Below are 22761 nucleotides of genomic sequence, written 5' to 3'. Positions count from 1 at the left end.
CAATATTCTAACTATTTTATTACCCCTGTAAACCCTCCTCTTGGCAGGCACTCAATTTTTAATACACTGCCTTTTTTTACCTTTATTATTTCAGAAGAAAAAGATTTATCGTCTTTACCGTCTTTTATAAGTTCAAAACTATAAGTTCCTTTGCCAAGGAAATCAAATGTTACAGTTAAAGTCTGAGTCTGATCTTTACCGTTTAAGCCTCCAATGTACCATTTATCTGCCTTTTTACGGGCGATAATAACTTTTTCTCCGGGATAGCCGTCAATTAATTGCGTATCGTCCCAACTTACCGGCACTTTTTTCAGAAATTCTTTGGCCGGTTCAGGCAATGATCTGTATGCCGATGGCCTATCGGCAAAATGCTGCAGGCCTGATTCAAAAACGACTGCCAAAGCCAATTCGTGGCCATAAGAAGTTATATGCGGATGCTGAGAATTGGAAAAAGTAACAGGAGTGTAATCCATCGAGCCTACTACATTTCGAGTAAAAGGGAGCGTGGTATTGTGTACAGCCGCTTTATCTGTAAGTTCAGCCGTATTGTTGTACCATTCTGCTCCATAAACTGCCTCGGTGGACATCAGATTCGGATAGGTTCTTGCCCAGCCTCGAGGAACAGTAGCACCATGAAAATTTACCATCAGATGATATTTAGCGGCATCCTCTAAAATAGCGATATAATACTGCATCATTTCTTGCTGATCGCCTGCAAAAAAGTCGACTTTAATGCCATACACTCCAATCTTATTTAGCCAAGAAAATTCTTTAGCTCGTTTTTCAGCTGTTTGCAAACGATCGTTTGGTGTAGGTTCCATCCAGCTTGTGCCAGAATTGTACCATATCATAGGCTTTATTGATTTGCTTTTGGCATAGTTTACCGCATCGATAATACTGCCGCCATTTGCCATTACATCCCATTCCCAGTCAATGAGCACGTATGGCCAGTTCATCTCAACAGCCAAATCGATATAATCCTTCACAATCTGAAAATCCTTAGACCCTCGGTTGTTGGCCCAGTAAATCCACGAAACGGCACCTGGCTTAATCCATTGGGTATCTTTCACGCGGCTAGGCGCACTTACATCTGTAATAAGAGTAGACTCTACAATATCTGAAAGTTTGCCAATTACTACGGTATGCCATTGGGAATGCCACGGCTGTTCTGATTGCGCAGCAGAAGGATATGCAATTTGATATTCATCAGCATTTGAAGTGCTCGTTAATCTGGCACCGCAGTTGCCCTCGCTGATATCAGCTTCAGAAATCAGTGCCCAAACTGGTTGGTCTTGAATCTTATACAATGCTGGAAATCCGTATTGCTGTGCCTTATCTGCTGCTGATTCGCCTGTGCTATAAGGGAAAAATCTTTCGTAAGAAGGATCGTATGGCTGCATCCATCGGTCTGCTTTTTTCGGCAGGCTGTATGTCGTAGCTTCTCCAGTAATGCTAAGTTTAGAATCGGAAGCATCAGGAAATACATAACGAAAGGCTACTCCGTTGTTATAAACCCTGAAAATGATATCTAAAGTCTGATTGTTTGTGTTTTTAAAATGAAATGTTTTTTCGATCGCTGTATTTTCGCAATGCTTGCGCTTGCCACAAATCATCTCGTACGTATCTTTCACCGAAACAGATTCGGATTGCCCAACAAACAATAGATTCCCCACAAACTGCTGATCCTCTCGTGTGATGCCTAATTTTGATTCGCGCACCACTTCAGAAAGGGTCGTTTCGCTTTGGTATAAAACTTTATAAGAAACACCATCAGGCTTGTTTTTATCTGGCAGGTTTAAAATAACCTGCATGCGTCCATCAGGAGAACTGATCTTTTGGGCGTCTATACAGGATGAACATAAAAAAAGGATTAAAAAAAGGCTTTGCCTTGCTGCTGATATCATATTCTTTTAATTATTTGATGTAATAGTAATGGTCTGCGGTTGTAATCCATCTCCTGAAACCGTTAGTTTGATTTCCCCTTTTTCATGTGTGCTTCTTACAATTGCCAATGCTCTTCCGTGCCAAGCTTTTCGAGTAAGAAATTGATAGGGTTCAAAATCCTTTAGATTCGCGTTATCGATTGCTTGGATAGATCCAGGCCCCTGAATTTTAAAAGTAAGGCGTCCATCTGCATTAGGATTCAAAACTCCTTCCCGATCCAGTAGTTCAACTGCAATATAAGTTAAATCTTGCCCGTCGGCTTTGATCTCCTTTCGGTCGGCTGCCAATTTAATCTGCACCGCCTCACCTGCAGTCTTCAGCGTAACGGATTCCTGTTCTTCTTCATTTGCTAAACCAACCGCTTTCAAGGTTCCTGATGCGTAAGGTACGACAAAAACAGTTTTAAATTCTTGCTTCTCTCCTGTTTCCTTCTCTCCTAAAAGCTGGCCATTAAGATACAGTCTAACCTTCGGGTATTTTGAATACACTTCGACCTCAACATTTTTACCAATATATTCCGGCCATGTCCAGCTTTCCCAAGTCGGATATACCGACCACCAGGTCTGTTTGATTTCAAGAGGTTCAGGTGCCGGCTCTCGAACAGCCATATAGAGTTTTTCTTTTTCGTTATAGAGCATACTTCTATAGTGTGCTATAGGTTTTCTCCATCCAATCAAATCTATATCTCCGCAATAAGCGCCATGCCATGGAAAAAAATCATTTTCCCAATGCTCTCCAGGCACCTCTCCAGAATAATAGTAGCGTCCAATTCCCGATTCTCCCAGATAATCCATGGCTGTCCATACAAAATCTCCAATGATGTACTTGTTTTTCTGCACGAATTCCCAGTTTTTAAAAGCATCTTTAGGATACGATTCTGTTTGAACTATAACTCGAGAAGGCACTCTTATATGATCTTGCGGCGCTTTATCTAAGTTGTAGTTGTATCCCGCAACATCATGCTGAGCCATCAAAGGATCAAATATATCCCAATTTTTACCGCCATTAACAATAGCCGATGTTATCGGACGACTTGTATCGATTTTCTTTATTTCTTCAGAAAGCATTTTGGCCGTATTCACTGCATCAGGATCTTCCCTTTCTGGTATTTCATTTCCAATGCTCCACATAAAAATACTCGGATGATTGCGGTCGCAGAGTACCATGGCCTGCAAATCGCGTTTCCACCAGGCATTGAAATAGTTTGAATAGTCATATTTATTTTTCCCAATCTTCCAGCAGTCAAAAGATTCGTCCATAACCAGCAAACCTAATCTGTCGCAAGCGTCTAAAAAGGCTTCTGAAGGTGGATTATGAGAAGTTCTTACAGCATTGAATCCGCTGGCTTTTAAAAGCTCCACTTTGCGCTGTTCTGCACGGTCAAAAGCAGCGGCACCCAGAGAACCGTTGTCGTGATGCACGCACCCTCCGTTGAGCTTAATTGTTTTTCCGTTGAGCTGAAATCCATTCTCAACTGTAAATTTAAGAGAGCGGATTCCAAAATCGACAATACTCTCATCAAGGATTTTCTTCTGTTTTGAAACCTTTATTAAAGCTTTATACAAAAAAGGCTGCTGCGGGCTCCAAAGTGCCGGATTACTTACTTTTATAAGCTGAGTCACGACTTTTTCGCTCTTTGGAGAAAGCGCCACTTTTGTTTCCTGACGCCCCGCGGTATTGGAATTCGGATTTTGGATTAATGCTGTAACAGTAATTTCCTGTAACGATTCGGTTTCATTGATCACTTTGGTTTCCACACGGACTGTGGCTTTTTTGGGAGAAATCTCGAAAGTGCTGATTCCTGTTCCCCATTGTGCTATATGGACTGGATCAGTATGAATTAGCCAGACGTGCCTATAGATTCCCGATCCGCTATACCAGCGGCTGTTCATCTGCTGCGAATTATCTACTCGCACCGCAATCACATTCTGTTCTCCATATTTGAGATGCGGAGAAAGATCATAGCTGAAAGAGGAATATCCGTACGGATAAACCCCAAGCGACTTGCCATTAATAAACACTTCGGAATTCATATAAACCCCTTCAAAATAAATCGCTGTTTTTTTGGTCTTCCAGCTGTCAGGCACCGTAAAAGTTTTTCTGTACCAAGCGACTCCTGCCGGAAAATATCCTCCTCCTGCGCCAGTAGTGTTTTTTGGATGAACTTTACCTTCAATGCTCCAATCATGAGGCAGATCAAGCTTTCGCCAATCTTTATCATTGAAATTATCAGATGACGCTTTAGTTTCCTCTCCTAAAAAAAATCTCCAATCATCGTCAAAAAGCTGTTCTCTCTTTAAGTTTTCCTGTGCATGCACAGATAAAAAATTTAGAAGCAGCATGCATAAAAGCAGCATGCTCTTCTTTAGATAATGTATATGATGCAGAATTAGATTATTCATTTTTGTTATTTGATTTTATGCTGTTCTAAAATAATGCAGCTAAGATGCTACTGCTTTTGGAGATATTCTAAAGTAAATCCAAACTCATACGGTTTGCTGCCAGAATTGGTATATTTTTCCATTGTTTTTGCCCCCCAGGAATCATTGCCTCCAACACCATGTATATTTAGATCAATATTTAGGTTTATAAAATCGCGTCTGGCCAGCTCATAGTCATGTCTGGCATTTTCCAAATCTTCTTCTGCATAAGGCCAAGCGCGGAAATTCAGCGGCTGCAATCCCGTTACTTTAATACTGTTTCCGTTTGGAGATTCAAGCGAAAACCAACGTACATCACTGCGATTTGCATTATCTTGCGGAGCTGGATACGGAACAATAAAATGTTCCAGATCTTTGTGATACGCTCCTAAAAAAGAAGCTGTTTTTCGGTCTGGGTAATTCTCATAAGGGCCTCGGCCATACCAATTTACAGCATTATAATTTTTGGGAATGCGAAGTCTCATTCCAAATTTAGGAATTTGCCCGATAGTATCGTTTAATGGCCTATAAAAAGCTTTTGTGCCTAATTTTCCATCTCCGTTGAGCTGATATTCCAGTGTATAATTGGCTCCAATACGGGGAAAATTGATATCAAACTTTACCGTAGCTAAGGAATCTTGTCTGGTTACAGAAACCTTTTTAACCACTCTATCGGCTGTCGCGTTTTTCCATTTTGAGAATTCTTTTGCATAACCGCTCTGCTTCTGGTTATCGTTTGGCGTTTTCCAGAAATAAGGTTCCAAAGGCCCCACTAACAGCTCCTGATCTTTAATCTTCCAACTTGTCAAATTACCATTGGTTTTATCGAAAACAAAATTCATATCATCCGTTTTAAGCTCAATAGCAGCAGGGCTTTCCTTTACTTTAACAGTCTTTGCTCCAGAAACATTATTTTTCCATTGATAAGGTTTAATGACAAACTGCTCGCGGGCGATGCAATAGCCTGTTTCTGCCCAAAGCGCGGCGTCTTTTAGCCTTACATAAATATTGAGGCAGATTTCAAAACAGGTTTTCTGTTCGTTCTGAAGATATGGAAGATCAATAACAGAAGAAGCGCCTGGCAAAACAGAACCAAAGTTCAGAAGGCCTTTCTGCAAAGATTTTCCTTCGCAGACATATTCATATTCGATATCGAAATTTTGAAGCGGCAGAAAATCAAAACGATTGGTGGCTTTAATGCTTGTTTTCTTTTCATCCTGCATCTGGAAAACGACAGGCTGATAGACTTTCTGCACCTCATAATAATGCGGATACGGTTTTCGATCAGAAGAAACCAGTCCTCTCATGACAAAATTGCCATCGTTGGGCTTGTCTCCAAAATCTCCGCCATACGCCCAAAATTCACTGTCTTTTAATGTATAATCGTCAGGATGCTGGGTAAGCTTAAACGGAGAACCATCTTTAGCTTTTGGCAGTCCGTGCTCGTCCCATTCCCAGATTGCTGCACCGCATAGGCTTGGATCTGCATAAATTACATCCCAGTATTCCTGCAAATTACCGCCTGAATTTCCCATAACATGGGCATACTCGCGCATAATTACGGGTTTGTCTTTTATCTTTTCGCCCAATTTTTTAAAATCTTCAGGATGCAGATAACTATCATCATAAAGATCTGATATTTCTCTGTGGGTATCCGAGAAAACAAGACGCGTCTTATCAAGTTTGCGAATGGTATCTGCCATTGCTTTCATATTTTCTCCTTTACCGCCTTCATTGCCAAGAGACCAAATGATCACACACGCATGATTTTTGTCTCTTCCAACAAGCGATACTGCACGTTCTATATGAGAAGTTTTCCATAGAGGATCTTCACCCAGCTCTTTATTCCCGAGACCGAAAGCATGGGACTCCTGATTCGCCTCGTCCATTACATAAAACCCGTATTTATCGCAAAGCTCATAAAACAGCGGATCATCGGGATAATGACTTGTGCGTATCATATTGATATTGGCCTGCTTCATGAGCTCCATGTCTTTCACCATGAGCTGGCCGCTGATATATTTTCCGGTACGCGGATGCATTTCATGCCTATTAATGCCTTTCAATTTCACTGCTTTTCCATTGATGTAAAATACGTCCCCGCGCACTTCAATGCTGCGAACGCCAAAATAGCATTCGGCTCTGTCTACAATCTCATTTTTCTTATTTTTAAGCTCTAGCACAAGCCTGTACAAATCCGGAGTTTCTGCTGACCACAGTTTTGGATTCTCAAGTATGGCGCTAATCGTAAAGGTGCTTTTATCTGATGATGAAACAGGCGCTTTTGCCTGAAACTGTTTTTCTATATAATCTCCTGATTTTGAATACCCGCTTATGGCTGCTTCAACTTTCAAACCTGAAACATGCTCCTTATGCCTATTATCCAAACGGACATCAATGGCAACTACTGCTTTTGAATATGATTTGTCAGGAATTGCCTTTACAAAATAGTCTCCGATAAAGGTCTTAGGTCTTGCAATCAGATCCACATCTCGAAATATCCCGCCCAATCGCCAGATATCCTGATCTTCCATATAACTGCCGTCGCAGTATTTGTAAACCTCTACAGCCAGTTTATTTTCCCCTTTCTCTATGTAGGGAGTAATATCGAACTCGGCAGGCGACATAGAGTTTTCGCTATAGCCAACTTTATGTCCGTTTACCCACAGATACATTGCCGACTGGACTCCACCAAAATTAATAAACACCTGTTTATTAAACCAATTATCTGGAACAACGAAACTTGTTGTATAACTCCCTACCGGATTCCTTTCTTTATAAGCTGTAAAATCTTTATCGGGCTCAGCGCTTACTCTTGGAATATCTTTTTTGAAGGGATAGGCGACATTGGTATAAATTGGCGTTCCAAATCCCTGCAATTCCCAACTCCCAGGCACCAGAATAGCATTCCATTTATCTGTAGAAAAATCTTTGGCATAAAATCCAACCGGTCTAGACTGGGGATCAGCAGACCAGTTAAATTTCCACATCCCATTTAGGGACCTAAGCATTGGATTATTTTTTTTCTTCTCGGCAAGAAAACCATAAGCATGGGGTTTTTCCTTATTAATGCCATTAACCGCTGGATTCTCCCAATCATTTACCAGCTGGGCATCTGCAATATTAACCGCAAGAAACACGGCAATGAGAAAGATTTTTTTTATCATGTCAATGGGTTTGAACAATTTTGTATGTTCCTAATTATTACTAACTTTTGGCAGCGCCTTAATACTGTATCTTAAAAACTACCGCTATGGCATTCGGGATAACTTTTGGTTTGGCAATTGCCAGCGAATCATTATTCTGTTTCCATGATATTTTTTCATTGCTTCCCAGCACTTTAATGCTTTTTATTTTTCTGCTTTCTTTTGCTTTGCCAAGAGATTTTACGATTATATCTTCTGAAGGCGCTCCCATAACTGAAACATAAAGCAGATTGCCTTTCTGGTTGAAACGAATGTCTTTCTCAGTTAAGCTGGCCTTGCCTTCATTAAAGCCTGCATCTTTTATTGGATTGCTTGTCTCAGCAATCGGCCCTTCTCCAAAAACTTTCCAAGGGCGGGTATCAAAAATACTTTCTTTGTTTACATCCATCCATTTGGCTATATCTTCAAGAATTGCAATTTCTTTATCATCAATAGAACCATCTCCGCGCACTGGAATATTTAACAGCAAGTTTCCATTTTTGCTGACAATATCAATAAGCATCTGAATAACCGTTTTGGCTGATTTATATCCGTTGTTGTCATAAATTGCCCTGCTGTAATGCCAGTCGCCAATACAGGTGCAGGTCTGCCAAGCTTCGTTTTGAATCTGGTCGGGCACTCCTCTTTCCACATCCCAAACCATACATTTTTTCTGTTCTGGAGTCAGCACTTTTCCAAATAGAACTGCTTCCAGCTTGTTATCATGGGCCGCCATGTTGGTATTGTAGTAATGGGCCGCTATTTTGAGGCCTGCATCACTTACCGGATAAAGCGGAAGTCCCGTATCATCAAAATAAAGAAGGTCTGGTTTGTAAATATTGATTAAATCCATCGTGCGGTTATAAAAGTTTTCGCAATATTCTACAGAAGGAATAGAGGCTCCATTGTCCCAGTTCCACTGTCCCCATAAGGAGGTAATGCTTTGCTCGCTTCCAGCGCTTAGCGGATGGTTTTGCGCATATAAAGCCTGAGGATCTAACCCTTCCCACCAAGTGCCAATTCCGTCTTTCTTGGTAAGTTTTCCATCGTAAGGAATTCCAGCATAAGGCCCTTTTTTGTCTGAGCGCTGCGATGTTTCAAACCAAGTCCAAGCATGAGCTGCATGAACACTTAATCCAAATGGCAATCCTTGTTTTTTAGCCGCCGCAGCCCAGCCTGAAATAATATCTTTTTTAGGGCCGACTTTTACAGAATTCCACGCTTGGTATTTGCTGTTCCATAAATCGAGATTGTCATGATGGTTGGCCATGGCAAAAAAATACTGTGCTCCAACTCGTTTATAAAGCGCTACAATTTTCTCAGGATCCCAGTTTTCAGCCTTCCAATCCTTAATAACCTCCTTAAACCCTGCTTTAGACGGGTGTCCGTAATGTTCTACATGCCATTTGTACTGCGCTCCGCCTTCATCATACATAAATCGGCCATACCAATCTCCCTGCTCCGGCTGGCATTGTGGTCCCCAATGCGCCCAAATTCCAAACTTAGCATTACGAAACCATTCGGGAGTTTTATACTGCTGGAGAGATTCCCAAGTTGGTTTAAATTTTCCCGAAGCGACTTTTTCAGTGTTTTCTGCAACCGGCGACTGGTATTTTTGCTGTGCCTGTAAAAAACTGGCGCAGAGGATACATAAGGCTGTAAATAATTGGTTTCTTTTATTCTTTTTATACATTTTGATTTTTATTTTTTGTTAGCCCTGAGCTAACGTGTTTTTAAATTTTTCTTTTCGGCTTTTATTGCAAAAGATTATTGGCTTTCTAATCTACAGCACATTCTGCTGATACAGGTACATAATCTCTATATGAAAGTCCTAACAGAGATTATTCTACTGTTAGGACTTCTGTCAATTTAATTTATCTAGTTTTCTTAATCATTTTAAATGATTGGAGAAGATTGCCTCCAGTTCCTTCCACTTTTACGATATAGAATCCCGACTGAAGCGTATTTCCCATTGACAGCTGGCTTTGGTCTTTGACTTGCGCAGACTCAACATTTTTTCCGTTAATATCAAAAATTCGCACGCTTATCGGTTCCTTATAATCGTTTATTTCAATTTTAAAGCTGCTTGTAAACGGATTTGGAGAACAGATTACAGTAATTTTTTGATCTTGCAGGTTTTCTGCATTAGCACTTAACCTCAAAGTTGCGCTCGATACCGCAGTAAGAGACCATTGCTGGTTATTACTTGAACTGAGACTCCATTGGCTTAAATCGGCTCCGTTAGTTGCATTTCCTAAACCATCCAAGTACAATCCGGTCGCCTTATTTTTAAACTTGATATAGCCTGAACCAGCATCTTCCTGTATCCATTTCTGCGCTTCACTTCCACTATAAGCCCATTGTCCAGCGATTGATGGATTTGCTGTTCTACTCATTCCGTCGATGTACAATCCAGTAGCTCTGTTTTTAATCATAACTTCGCTGCCGTTATACTCTAAAGACCATTGCTGAGCACTGCTTCCGCTGTAGTTCCATTGTCCTGCGTTACTTCCATTTGTGGTTCTACTCATTCCGTCTATCAGCAGTCCAGTGCTTCTATTTGAAATGGTATAATAAGATGCGGTTTCAGCAAGATCGTCACCATAAACAAGTCCTCTTCCAACAGTACTCATATATACACGTCCGTAAATATTCATGTCTCCCATTACGAAGTTTCCATTTCCAGTACCTCCATATTCATGCGCATCATCGTTAACGCGAGTCCAATTGCTGCCTTGGTCTACTGAACGGAAAACTCCCGTAACGCCGCTTACAGTACCCCAGATGTAAATAGTTGGATAAGAAGCGCCAGCCTTCGCTTTACCAATTCCGACTGCTGAAGCATTACTTACAGCTGTTGAAGGTGTACTAAAACTAGTTCCGCCATCAACTGACCTTATTAGTCCTCCAGAATTCTTAGCAATCCACAAGTGCCCAGCATACCCAGGAACTGTTCTAATCAGGCTAGATCCCCAAGCTCCAACATTAGAAACCGTATTGAAAGAAGCTCCTCCGTCTGTACTTACTTTTAAATCTCCGTTACTTCCGTTGTAGGCATAAAATTTATTGTTCGTAACAGCATCAGATACGGCCACCGTATTGAAATTAATTCCTGTTACAGTCGTCCAGCTAGCTCCATTATTGGTGGAACGGTACATAGTGCTGGAAGATTCCGGAACATGCAGAATAGTTGCGCCGTCATACGAAAGTGCCACCGTTCCGCGTGGTCCTGCTAAGTTTGCAGTTGTCTTTATCCAATCAGTTCCTTGATTGTTGGAATAGTACATATATTCTCCAAGTCTTACAATTTTATTGGTATTTCCTGATGCATAAGCCAATCCAGATGTGGTTCCCATTGCAGGCTTATATTGTGGTGCATATACCGAAACATCAGTATGTTTAAATCCGTCATAATCTCCAATGACACTCATTAAAGGTCCGCCTGGAATGCTGATTAAACCTAGTGGAACACTCTCTTCAAGGCCAATAGCATCAAACTTCCAAGAGGTTTTTGATGCATTAAGATCATCACAGGTAAAAATGCCGTTTCCAGATATTACGCTTGCCTTATTGGTATTAAAAGGATTAAATTTGATATCGCCAGTCCAGTGAATGGATGCTGAAGATCCTGAAATCCAAGTACAGCCATTGTCTAGGACATTGATTCCTGAATTTCCAACCAGATCTCTCCATGATGCACCTCCATCTGTACTTAAAAAGAAACGATCTGCATAAATTATATTGCCTTGTGCATTGGTATACTGCGCCATATAAGTATTCATCGAAGAGGCAATCAGACGCTGCGAATTGGAAGGGTCAACATCAATTCCGCCAAAAGGCCCCGAAAAGCCTGATGGCGTAATATTGGTCAGAGCCCCTGCACTAGAAAGCTTCCAAATCTGCCCTGAAGAAGGATTCCAAGGCCCTTCCTTATCAGCATAAGTGATTAATAAAGCCCTGTTGGAATCTAACACTGCGCGCTGAGGCATATAATTTACTGTGGCTCCCGAAACGGCATTCCAAGTATTTCCAGCATCTGTACTTTTATAAAGATTGGAAGCTCCAGTTCTGGAAACGCCAGCATAAATAGTCTGGGTGATGCCTCCAGAAACCGATGCAGAATCAAAAATTACAAAACAGATTCCGTTATCATTTGCTGTTGCCGTAACCGGAAATGACGATACCTTAGACCAAGTCGAACCACCATTAGTGCTTTTAAACAATCCATCGCGTCTGCTTCCGCAGAAAAGCACATTAGAATTGTTGGGATCTACAGCCAATCGCTCGCCATTAGATCTTCCCATACCGTTCCCATGCGCCTTAAATTGTGAGGTCACTATAGTTTCAGTAAAATTAACGCCTCTGTCAGTTGATTTTAAAATCGCTGTTTTCTGGCCATTAAAATAATCGGTTCCTACCAGCATATATACCACATTATTATTCTGAGGGTCGATAGCCAATGATTCCACTCCCTGATACCCCAGCTGGTCTACACTGGTCCAGTCCAACAAAGGTATCCATCTGCTGCTGGATGAATCCCATCGATAGGCTCCCCCCACATCTGTACGGGCGTATTTTAAATTGGCATCTGTTTTACTTGGAATAATGCCGGTAACAAAACCTGCTCCTCCAATCTGAACATTTTTCCAAACGCTCTGGGCTTGGGAAGCAAAAACTGATAAAATCAATACACATAATAAGTAAGCTTTTTTCATCTTGATTTGTTTTTAAAAGTTTAAAATATTATCATCCTTACAATCTATTCTTACCTGGCCAATACTTTTAATTCTCAGCATTTTGGCATTGATAAGAGTTGCCGCATCAGAAATGCGGCAATATGCTCTATAAATTCTTTTTGATTATTATTTAATCCCTTCTTTCAATGCCGTGACCATAGCTTGATCTCTTATTGCATTATTTTTTCTGTCTATTACATTTCCTACTTCCCAATAAAAAGGCACCACACCATTGATCTTACATTGTCTGGTTACAAAAGTTGTCCAATAATCCACCGATTTATTATGTAGCGCTATATCTTTAGGCTGGTGTTTCCCATTTATCGTGCGTCTCATTGCCGCATATTCTCCCAATACAACAGGAATTCCTTTACTGACAAACTTTTCTTTAAGTTTTCGGAACGATTCTAAAATGGCGTCTTCTTCACCATAAGTAGGATTTCGGTCTGGCTCAAGAGTAGAATGATTTCCAGTCCCCCAATAGAAAACCATTTTTCCCCAGCTGACATCTTCGTCTAGAAAACAAAACTGCGACGGCGTGTATTCGTGAACCTCAACCATAAGACGGTTGGGAACAGCATCATAGGGAATTTTGTTCATCAACTCATAAGAAAGTCCCGCATTTGTAGATGGCCCCTGAACCACTAATGTTCTATAACTGTTCTTTCCTCCTGTTTCGCGAACTGCTTTTATAAAAGTTTCATGATAACTATTTAGGATTTCCATTTCCTGAGCATCATCTGCAGGCGGTTCATTAGAACCAGCAAAAATCAAATGTTCGTCAAATTCCCGCATTGTGGTGGCAATCTGTTCCCAAAGCGCTTTCTGCTTTGCATTGGTCACTTCTTTTTTAGCCAGACTGATGTTTTCATCAAGCCATCCGCCGTCCCAGTGAATGTTCAGCATCACATACATGTCATTGTTCACGCAGTACTGGATTACCTCTTTGACCCTGTTAAGCCAAGCTTGGTCAATCTTCATTTTGGAGGCATCACTCAGATAACCGTTAACCCAAGAACAAGGAATTCGTACCGCAGTAAAACCGCTGTTTTTTAAAAATTTTATATACTCTTCAGTAATCTTTTCATTGCCCCAAGCGGTTTCACCACCGAGTGCCTCCATAGTATTACCAATATTAATTCCCAAAGTCATTTTGGAAGCCAATTCTGAAGCTGTGCTGCTCATTCCAGCAGCATCTGGAGCTTTGGGAGAAATATTGTAGCTAGGATATAAATTAGCAGTCTGTGTTACTGTGATTCGTCTTGCCTGTCCGTTATCTGCTGTAACAGTCAGCACAGCCGAACGGCTAACTCCGCTGTTATTGGCAGAGGCAGTGAATGTGGTCTTGTCTGTCCCTTGAGCACCACTTAATTTACTGATTTGCAACCAAGATGAGGCTGAATTTGTTATAGTCCATTTGCTGTTTGCTTCTATAGTAATTGGTTCAGATGTGCCTCCCTCAGGCATAAAAGAAACTGATTCTGACGAAACTGTCAAAAACGGCTCTTCATCTGCATTTTTAGAACAGCTAAATGAGGATGCGCTGATCATAAAGAGCAGCAGCATCTGATATAAAAATTTATGTTTCATTTTATTTATTTTAGAATTAATGAATTTTATTTAAACCTTGCGAAAAAATTCAGATATTTAGAATATCCGCAGGCTTAATTCTTTAATTACTTTGCTCATTAATAATTTTTACCACTCTTATATTATCAAAAGCAGCTTTAAAAGCTATACCTGAAGCTCCATAATTATGCAGATATATCTGACATTCGGATTTTCCTTCTGCTCCAACCAGCTCTGTAATATTTTTCACGATGTCACCTTTTCCATTTCCTCCATCACGAAACTGTGCAAAAGGAATCGTTACAGTCTGCCAGCCTGTTGTTTTAAAACCTGTTGGAGAACCTTGCCAAGGCTCATATCTTGCTAAATAATTTCCTGTTGAAGCAGCAACCATTATAGAACCGCCCAACCAAGGATTTGGAACGTTTATTTCAAATTTTAAAGCCCAATTATCAACAGGATCTGAAAGATTTTCGGCAGGTATCCATTGTGTTTGACCAATTCTGACCGCATGGCTCCAAGACTGTCCGTCTCCAGCGGATAAAGAAGCAAAATCCATAACAAAGAAATTCGTTACATTTCCTCCAGGAAAATTAGAATTACCCGCGCCATTAACAACTTGCGCACCTCCCCAATATGGCCAATTGAAGATATTATCTGCATTTGATATCACACCAGTTGTTTTATCATTCACATTAAATGCGGTAAGAATTTCACCTGACTCTGTTGTTATTTTTAAAGGCCCGCTTGTCGCAATACTAGGCATTATAAAACTGACTGATGTTCCGTCATCTGAACCTGTAAATTCCTGTACTGACACGCCTGCAAAAATGAGTTCGCTGATATGGAACAAATTTGTTCCGTACACAACCACCTCTTCTCCTGGCAGAGCATTTTCATTTGATATGCGATCCAGCGCGGGAGGTCCAGCCATTATATCAATATCAAAAATCACTTTCCCTTTTGGAGTGACAAGCTCAATGGTGTTTAAATCATTTTCAGCAACAGAAGGAAATGGAATCACTGCCGGCACCTGTACAACTGCATAATTGTCTGCAAACAGACCGCCATTAAAATCGACCGCTATACCATTGAAGGCAATCTTTACGGCGTCCTTTAAATTGGATCCTTTTAGGACAACCCACTGTCCCGGAACCAGTTTATTAACCAATGTGTCATTAGGAGCCGCCGCATAATTGCGCACTTCTGTGATCACCGGTCCGGAACCTGAATCTTCATCATTGTTGCAGGACACAAACATTGCCGCCACAAGCATCATGCTTGCAAAAAACAGGCGTGCAAAACTATTGTCTATTATTTTTTTCATAGCTGTCATTATTTATAGTATGGAACTGACGGTTCATTTAGTTTAGGATTCACTACAACTTCTGTCGTTGGAAGCTGCAGGGTAAAAGTGGCAGATGTTGCAGGCGATATCGTTCCAATAGGATCCTTTGGCGTTGCTGTTTTTGAATCCTTGTCATAATCAAACAATACTCTCTGCTGATCAGTTAAAAGCTGTACTGCTTTTTGGGGATTATAATATGACAGCCTTACCAAATCATACCAATATTGTCCCTCGCAAGCAAATTCCACTCTTCTTTCGTTCAAAATGATATCTTCATTAATTGAGGTAAGAGGATTCACACCAGCACGCGTTCTTACTTTATTAAAATAGAGGAGCGCATCGGCATCACTTGTTGAAACATCATTTCCAAGCACTGCTTCTGCATATACCAGATATACATCTGCAAGTCTGAGAAGAGCGTTATGTTCAATAGATCCCAAGTAAGACATAGCAGGAGAATTATTGTCGGCTTCATTGCCTATGATATGCTTTTTCATTCCAGGAGAAGCAGCCGTATAACCGCCTCCCGCAGCATTAAGCTCAGGATAATGGTCTCCTGGCAGCATAAAGCTTGCTTTGCGTCGGATAGAATCCTGTTCTGTATAAGCTAAATACAAATCGTAGCTCACGCCTGGAGAACCCCAAGCGCCCCCTTTTTGAGGATTAATGTCATTGCTCGGCGAATAGGTCAGCAGATGATTGCCCTGCATCCATTCGGTAGTGGCAGACCACTGCAGCGCAAAAAGTGATTCCTGATTGTCGTTAAACTTGGTCTTAAAAAGATCTGCATAACTAGGCAGCAGGCTTAGCCCGCTGTTTGCAATGACATCTTTGGCATAGGTCTTTGCCAGATTTAAATACTCCTGATTGCGGCTTCCTCCTGTCTGGCCAACTCCTGCTCTAGTCAGATAAACCTTGCTTAACATTCCTTTAGCAGACCATGACGTAACTCGGCCTGGCTGATCAGTTTTAGGCAGTTTTTCTGCTGCAAAAGTTAAATCCTCAATTACAAATCTGTACACATCCTCTATTTTGTTTTTATTGATTAGAGGCGATTTAATCAGTTTGGTGTTATCTTCTATAATAGGCACTTCTCCCCAAAGCATCGCCAAATGATAGTAAGCCATGGCACGTATGAATCTTGCTTCGGCTATTGCAGCATTTTTATCTGCAGCTGAAACTGTTGATGGGGTTCTCTCATTAATGGCATTAATAGTCGTATTGCAGTGTGCCACGATAATGTAAAGTGCTGCCCACCCGGTTGTCAGTCGTCCATTGGATCCCGAAAGGGTAAAAGTATTGAGTTGCACCAGATCGGAACCCTGATATTGCAGAATAAGATTACCACTTAATATATCTCCTAAAGGCAGATAAGCCGTATTATTCCATTGTGCCCATATTCTTCCTCCATACAAGGCTGCAGTAGCCAAACGAAGCTCCTCTTTTGTCTGGTAAAAGTTCTCTGTACTTATTTCTGATTGCGATGGACGATCAAGAAAATCGTCTTGGCATCCAGCAAGCACTGCCGAAGCAAGCAGGCTTAAAATGATATTTTTATAAATAGACCTCATATTGTTCTGTTTCATTTTTTAGTTAGTTAATCCCAGATTAAGTCCAAATGTAAAGCTTCGGGATTGCGGATAGAAACCATTATCAATTCCCGCCTGCAGAGGATTCCATGAACCCACCTCCGGGTCCATTCCCGTATAGCTGGTAATTAAAAAAGGATTGTTGACATTCACATACAGCCTAAGGGAGCTTATATGTATTTTTTTCATCATCTCACTTGGAAAAGAATATCCTAAAGTCATGTTTCGGCATCTTATAAAAGAACCGTTTTCTACATATCGGTCAGAAAAACGGTTGTTTCTGTTGCTGTCATTGTTTTTCAGTCCCACAATAGACGTTTCCGGATTGGTCACATACACGTTATTGACATCTGAAGCTGAACCGTTAGGATCAATTAAAGCCAATACAGCGTGATCTTTTAAAGACTTCAAATAGCCGTTATTGGTAAGCGGATTGTCTCCATTGATTCTCATTCCGTTTACGACCTCGCTTCCCTGGTTGGCTGTAAAGAAAATATTCAGATCAAAACCTTTGTAGGTGAAAGTATTGCCAAGTCCAAACTGAAATTGCGGAACAGGCGATCCTAAAAATGTCTGATCTTTTTCAGTGATTACTCCATCTCCGTTAAGGTCTTTAAATTTGAGATCTCCATACCATACTCCGCCCGAATTGGGAGTAATCGGCAGCACTGTTCCGTCGGTATTGGTTGGCAGCGCATGGTTTTTAAAATCTTCTGCTGTAGCAAATACGCCATCTACTTTGTAACCGTAGAATGCTCCAATTGAACCGCCTACTACAGTTCTAGACACAACATCTCCCCCATAGTATCCTGGAAGGAAAGCTCCGTCTGTATTTAATTTCATTACCTTATTTTTATTATGGGATAAAGTAAAATCTGTAGTCCATGTAAAATCTCCACGCTCCATATTTTTTGAGCTCAAATGAAGATCTATACCTCTGTTGCGGACCTGTCCAATATTTACATAAGGGGCATTGATGGCTCCGGGAGAATACCCCACAATAGTTCCCGAATATAATGGAAGAGGAATCTGCATCAATAGTCCATCAGTCATACGGTTGTAAACATCGACAGATAGATTAAGCTTCCATCCAAACAGCGCAGCATCAAGCCCTATATTTCCGTATTTGGTTTTTTCCCATTCCACTGCGGGATTTGCAATATTGGTAGTCATTTGCGCGTTGCCTGAAAGCCCTGTTGATACCGATTCTAAGGTTGACAGGTAGGCATTGTTTCTGACATTTTGATTGTTGGTAAGGCCATATCCTGTTCTCAATTTCAATTCATTGACTATTTTAGAGCCTTTTAAGAATTTCTCATTGTTTAATTTCCATGCGAATGCTCCGGAATATGTGGTTACCCAACGGTTGTCAGGCGCAAATTTTGATGAGCCGTCAGCACGGATATTTGCCGTAAAAAGGTATCTGTCATCATAAATGAAATTTAAACGTCCAAAGTACGATTCCAGTGCGCTGTCCCCTTTGGTACCTCCATTGGTTGCAGTGGTCATATCGCCGCTTCCGATATTGGTTACATTGTTGGAGATGAAATTTCTTCTGCCCGCAGAAACATTTTCAAACTGTGTAAGCTGCGCCTCATGTCCTAAAAGAGCATTGAAATTATATTTTTTATTAAAGACTTTTGAATAGGTGAAGAAACTTCTAAATGTGGTAAAATAATCCTGATTGTATGAGTAAAAAGCTTCATTGGTCACTTTTTCGGCTAAACCGAATTTATAGGTGGGGCTAAACCTGTCTTCTGTCTTGTATAGAAAATTGCCTGAGATCTCGTTACGGAAAGAAAAGTCTTTTGTGAAAGCGATATCTAAATAAAAATTGCCAAAAAACTGATTTCTCTTTGGATTATTTTTATTGATAAGCGCCAATGCATAAGGATTTACACGCTTTGCAATCCATCCTTCACTGCTTTCTTCCCCTGCAAAGCTTCCGTCTGCATTTCTCACGGGAATGTCCGGTGTCTGGCTTAGCGCTTCCTGAATAACGTTTGATCCGGTAGAGTTCACATTCTCATCAATGTGGGTCAGCTGCAGACTGGTTCCTAGCTTTAGCCAGCTGGTTGTCTTATTGTCTAGGTTCAATCGCACTGATGCTCTTGTAAATTCAGACCCCAAGGCTATACCTTCCTGATTAAAATACGATCCTGAAAGCAGATACTGCGTTTTTTCAGAACCTCCGCTTAAAGTTAGGACATGATTCACCATAGGGGCTTTGCGAAACAATTCTTCCTGCCAGTTTGTGCCTTCGCCCAAATAATTTGGATTGGCAAACTCAGGCCTATCATCAAAACCCCAAACTGCCGCTCTCTGATTAATAAATGTGGCATATTCCCTTAAATCCATGGTCGGATACTGCTTGATAAGCTCTTGGAATCCCGTTGAAACCTCATAGGTTATTTTAGGAGCTCCTTCCTTGCCCCTTTTGGTAGTAATCACAATTACGCCATTTGTGGCCTGCGAACCATAAATTGCGGTTGCCGAAGCATCTTTCAAGACATCAACCGATTCAATATCCGAGGGATTTATGGTTGCTAGTGGATTGGTGCCATTACCGCTGTCAAAACTTTGGCCAATGATAACCCCGTCAATTACATACAATGGCGAGCTGCTGCCAAACGAAGACATACCTCGTATCTGTATGTTTACACCTCCTCCAGGCTGCCCTGAAGTCTGCTGTACTACTACACCGGCTACTTTTCCTTGGAGCGCTTGGTCAAAAGTAACAGGCTGTGTCCTGCGGAGTTCATCTCCGCTGACAGAGGATATGGCTCCTGTAAGATCTTTTCGCTTGGCTTTTCCGTATCCGATTACCACCACTTCATTTAGCGCTTTTAAATCCTCTTTCAATTTGATTGTGAGCTGCGTATCGGTAATTTTCACTTCTTCCTTGACAAAACCCAGATAGCTAAATACAACAGTTTCACCTATTCTAGCTGTAATGGAAAAACCTCCATCGGCATCTGTTGCTGTTTTCTGATTGGTTCCTTTAAGTTGGACATTCACCCCAAAAAGAGGCTGGCCATCTGTTTCTGATGTGACAGTGCCCTTGATTTTTTTCTGGTCAGAATTTTGAGCTGACATCAATCCGGCATACAATAGCATTGCTATTATGATGCCTGCATTAAAAAGACTGCAGCTGCGCTTTTTAATGCATCGCATTTTTTTTTCATTCATAATTGGTTGGTTAGGTATTAGTTAATAAGCTGGTTTGCCTCTTTAGAAAAATTCTTAGAGACAGGGAACAAATTAACAATAAAGACTAGCCAAACTATGGTTCTATTTGTATCAGAAAAAGGGTCAGATTGTAATTATTACAGAACTTATAATAAAAAAAGCCAACTATTTATTTCATTAAAATATTTTATATCTTAATTTTTTAGGATATTATCAATATCGTTTTATCTTCTTTACACGAACTCAGGAAACAGTAAAGTATCAGTTTTCTATCATTCTTACACCATTAATATGTAGATAGTCAAAAAACATTTTATACAGAAAAAAGATTTTTTATACAATTTATTTATCTTTGCTACTAAGATACTTAGTTTATGAGCAAAATTAACGACCAAAATATACTGTTAAGATTCCAAAATGCGAGCAGAAAGTATTCTGATGCATCTGCATTTATGCATGCTGCGATTGCACGAAAAGCAGGGCTTTCGGGAACCGACCACAAATATCTAGGGCTTATTCTTCCCTACGAATCTATAACCGCGGGAGAAATTTCAAAACTTACGGGTTTAAGCACAGGTGCCGTAACGGGATTAATAGACCGATTGGAAAAAATGAAGCTCGTGGAAAGGCATTTCACCAAAGAAGACCGAAGAAAGGTCATCATTGTTCCAAATGTCGAAAACAGCATGAAGCTTCTCAAGCCTTCCTTTGATGAACTGCAGCAGAAAACTATGGAATTGCTTGACACTTTTTCAGAAGAGCAGATCAAAACTATAGAAAGCTATTTTACTAAAGCCACAGCCATAATGGAAGAAACAAAAGATAATTTAAACAAAAAATAATATGGAAGGTCTTACTGCAAATTACCTGACCAGAGCTGAAATATGGCTCTGCATTACCACCCTTATCTACTTTGTAATGAATGGCGCACAGATTTTCGAAACTCTGGTTTTTGTGCCTAAATGGACCGAATCGGCACCTGAAAATTTTAAGCTTTTACTGGATGGAAAAGGCGCTAGCCTGAAAGTTTTCTGGATTATATTTCATTCTCTGCATGAAATCGCCTTTATCCTTGCCATTATTTTCTGCTGGAGAATTGACCCCGTTAGAAACTGGCTTTTACTTTTATTTGCTGCTCATTTTGCAGTTAGAGCATGGACGCTCTCCTATTTTGCACCAAACATCATTGATTTTCAAAAAATAGCAGAAAATCCTTCACTTGCAAAGGATCTTGCAAAACGAACTTCCCTTTGGCAGACTCTCAACTATATCAGGGTCTCCATATTTCTTGTCATTTCCTGCGCATTAATTCCCTTGTGCATTAAATTATTCAGTCTAAGAGCATAACAAAAGGCAGTGTAGATTTACACTGCCTTTTGTTTTATGCCTATTACGGTTCCTTTTTTATCATTACACTGATATTTTATAAAAAGTATAAATCACAGAAAGTAAAATCATAGAGCCAAAGAAAGACAATTCTGCCTTAATCATAACAATCTTTTCAAATCATAGATAATAGCTCTAGAATTGCATATTATTTTAATACCATAAACCAACTGAGTTTTTATATTTTTTTGTAACAATCCCCAAAAGGACATCCAAACCAAATTAACAAAGCCAATGAAAGACAGACACTAAATACCCCATTAATAAAAGAAGTGTTTATATAAAAAGCTAGGCAAATTTAGAATCAGCGTTTTATTAAACACTAACCAAAATAATTTCTCTATTTGGAAAATCGGATTCTTTTCTAAAAAATGCCCCAAATATTGCCTAACTTTTTGGGGCATGTTCATTTTGATATCAGGCTTAACTTCAAAAAAACAGGTATGGCAATTAATCAAATACCATGAGTCTTTTTGTAAATAACTTAAATTTTAGTTGCAGCCATTAAATTTTCAATCTTAGAATTTGGAACTTCCGGATTTGCGCCAGGCGCTTCAGCAACAAGCGCACCTACAGCACAGGCAAAATCAATTGAATTCTGAGGATCTTTTCCGGTTAATAATGAAGTGATTAAAGCAGCCAAGAAAGAATCACCGGCACCTACCGTATCGGCAACTTCGATTGGATAACCGCCGTTTTCGTAAATTTTTCCTTCCCACATTAATAAAGCCCCGTGTTTTCCCTTAGTGACACACATCGCACGCACATTGTTTTCCTCTGCAATAAAACGCATATTGTCTTCCAGACTTGTAAAAGGAGAATCCATAGTCCCCACAATCTCAAGCAATTCTTCATCATTAAATTTTACAAAATCAGCCGATAGCATAAGTTGATTCAGAATTTCATAGGTATAATGAGGTTTTCTTAGATTCACATCAAACACCTTATAAACATCATTGTCAAGCAGTTCATCCAAAGCTTTTCTTGAAATATCGTCGCGACAAACCAAACTTCCGTAAATCAATACATCTGCTGTTTTCACCGTTGCTTTTGCCAATTCATTCAATTCAATTTTATCCCAGGCAGACGGATAACTGATTTCATAAGTTGCCGATCCACGCTCATTCAAGGTAACATTAACCAAACCAGTTGGAAAATCTTCAGAAACTACGATTGTATCCGTTTCAAGTCCCAGTTGTTTCACTTGCTCTTTTATTGCTCTCCCATCTTCATCATTGCCTACACAGCTTATCATGGCCACTTCGCAACCTAACGTTTTCATGCGCAAGGCTACATTCAATGGAGCTCCGCCAATCTTTTTTTCATTGGCAAAAACATCCCAAAGTACCTCTCCGTATGCCACCACCTTAAGGTTTTTTCCGTTATTCATTCTAA

At 40.3% G+C, this 22761-nt stretch carries 12 protein-coding genes; 2 read left to right on the top strand and 10 right to left on the bottom strand.

From position 1 onward, the window contains the following. Positions 1-11: 11 nt before the first annotated feature. From ACNRYB_RS15125 to ACNRYB_RS15085, 9 genes are all read right to left on the bottom strand, one after another. On the bottom strand, positions 12-1904 hold the full coding sequence (locus ACNRYB_RS15125) for a glycoside hydrolase family 97 protein (RefSeq protein ID WP_473727775.1): 1893 nt from the start codon (positions 1902-1904) through the stop codon (positions 12-14). A 6-nt stretch (positions 1905-1910) separates the two neighbouring features. Next, positions 1911-4346, bottom strand: a complete 2436-nt coding sequence (locus ACNRYB_RS15120; RefSeq protein WP_473727774.1) for a glycoside hydrolase family 2 TIM barrel-domain containing protein — start codon at positions 4344-4346, stop codon at positions 1911-1913. Between the two features lie 47 nt (positions 4347-4393). After that, the gene (locus tag ACNRYB_RS15115) at positions 4394-7531 is read right to left on the bottom strand and encodes a glycoside hydrolase family 2 TIM barrel-domain containing protein (protein ID WP_473727773.1); all 3138 of its coding nucleotides are present in this window, start codon (positions 7529-7531) and stop codon (positions 4394-4396) included. Between the two features lie 58 nt (positions 7532-7589). Continuing rightward, complete coding sequence (locus ACNRYB_RS15110; RefSeq protein WP_473727772.1) at positions 7590-9242, bottom strand: alpha-L-fucosidase; 1653 nt, start codon at positions 9240-9242, stop codon at positions 7590-7592. Between the two features lie 181 nt (positions 9243-9423). Next, positions 9424-12264: an RICIN domain-containing protein gene (locus ACNRYB_RS15105; protein ID WP_473727771.1), complete on the bottom strand. Its 2841-nt coding sequence runs from the start codon at positions 12262-12264 to the stop codon at positions 9424-9426. Between the two features lie 147 nt (positions 12265-12411). Then, positions 12412-13875, bottom strand: coding sequence for a cellulase family glycosylhydrolase (locus ACNRYB_RS15100; protein WP_473727770.1), 1464 nt, complete (start codon positions 13873-13875; stop codon positions 12412-12414). A gap of 82 nt (positions 13876-13957) precedes the next feature. Further along, positions 13958-15181 carry a glycan-binding surface protein gene (locus tag ACNRYB_RS15095; RefSeq protein WP_129749021.1) on the bottom strand — a complete coding sequence of 408 codons (1224 nt, stop codon included), beginning with the start codon at positions 15179-15181 and terminating at the stop codon, positions 13958-13960. A gap of 8 nt (positions 15182-15189) precedes the next feature. Next, a complete protein-coding gene (locus ACNRYB_RS15090; protein ID WP_129749035.1) occupies positions 15190-16773 on the bottom strand; it encodes a RagB/SusD family nutrient uptake outer membrane protein in 1584 nt (527 codons plus the stop codon). 18 nt (positions 16774-16791) lie between these two features. Then, entirely contained in the window at positions 16792-19980 is a 3189-nt protein-coding gene (locus ACNRYB_RS15085) for a SusC/RagA family TonB-linked outer membrane protein (RefSeq protein WP_473727769.1), read from the bottom strand. 374 nt (positions 19981-20354) lie between these two features. Here ACNRYB_RS15085 and ACNRYB_RS15080 point away from each other — a divergent pair, with 374 nt between their 5' ends. After that, positions 20355-20822, top strand: a complete 468-nt coding sequence (locus tag ACNRYB_RS15080; protein ID WP_473727768.1) for a MarR family winged helix-turn-helix transcriptional regulator — start codon at positions 20355-20357, stop codon at positions 20820-20822. Between the two features lies 1 nt (position 20823). Beyond that, positions 20824-21327 carry a transposase gene (locus tag ACNRYB_RS15075; protein WP_473727767.1) on the top strand — a complete coding sequence of 168 codons (504 nt, stop codon included), beginning with the start codon at positions 20824-20826 and terminating at the stop codon, positions 21325-21327. A 523-nt stretch (positions 21328-21850) separates the two neighbouring features. Here the strand turns inward: ACNRYB_RS15075 and ACNRYB_RS15070 are convergent. After that, the gene (locus ACNRYB_RS15070; protein ID WP_473727766.1) at positions 21851-22756 is read right to left on the bottom strand and encodes a carbohydrate kinase family protein; all 906 of its coding nucleotides are present in this window, start codon (positions 22754-22756) and stop codon (positions 21851-21853) included. Positions 22757-22761: the final 5 nt, after the last annotated feature.

This window comes from Flavobacterium sp. CR10 (genome assembly GCF_055814415.1).
The sequence above is the reverse complement of the archived record's forward strand: the minus strand, read 5'-3'. Positions and strand labels throughout refer to the sequence as shown.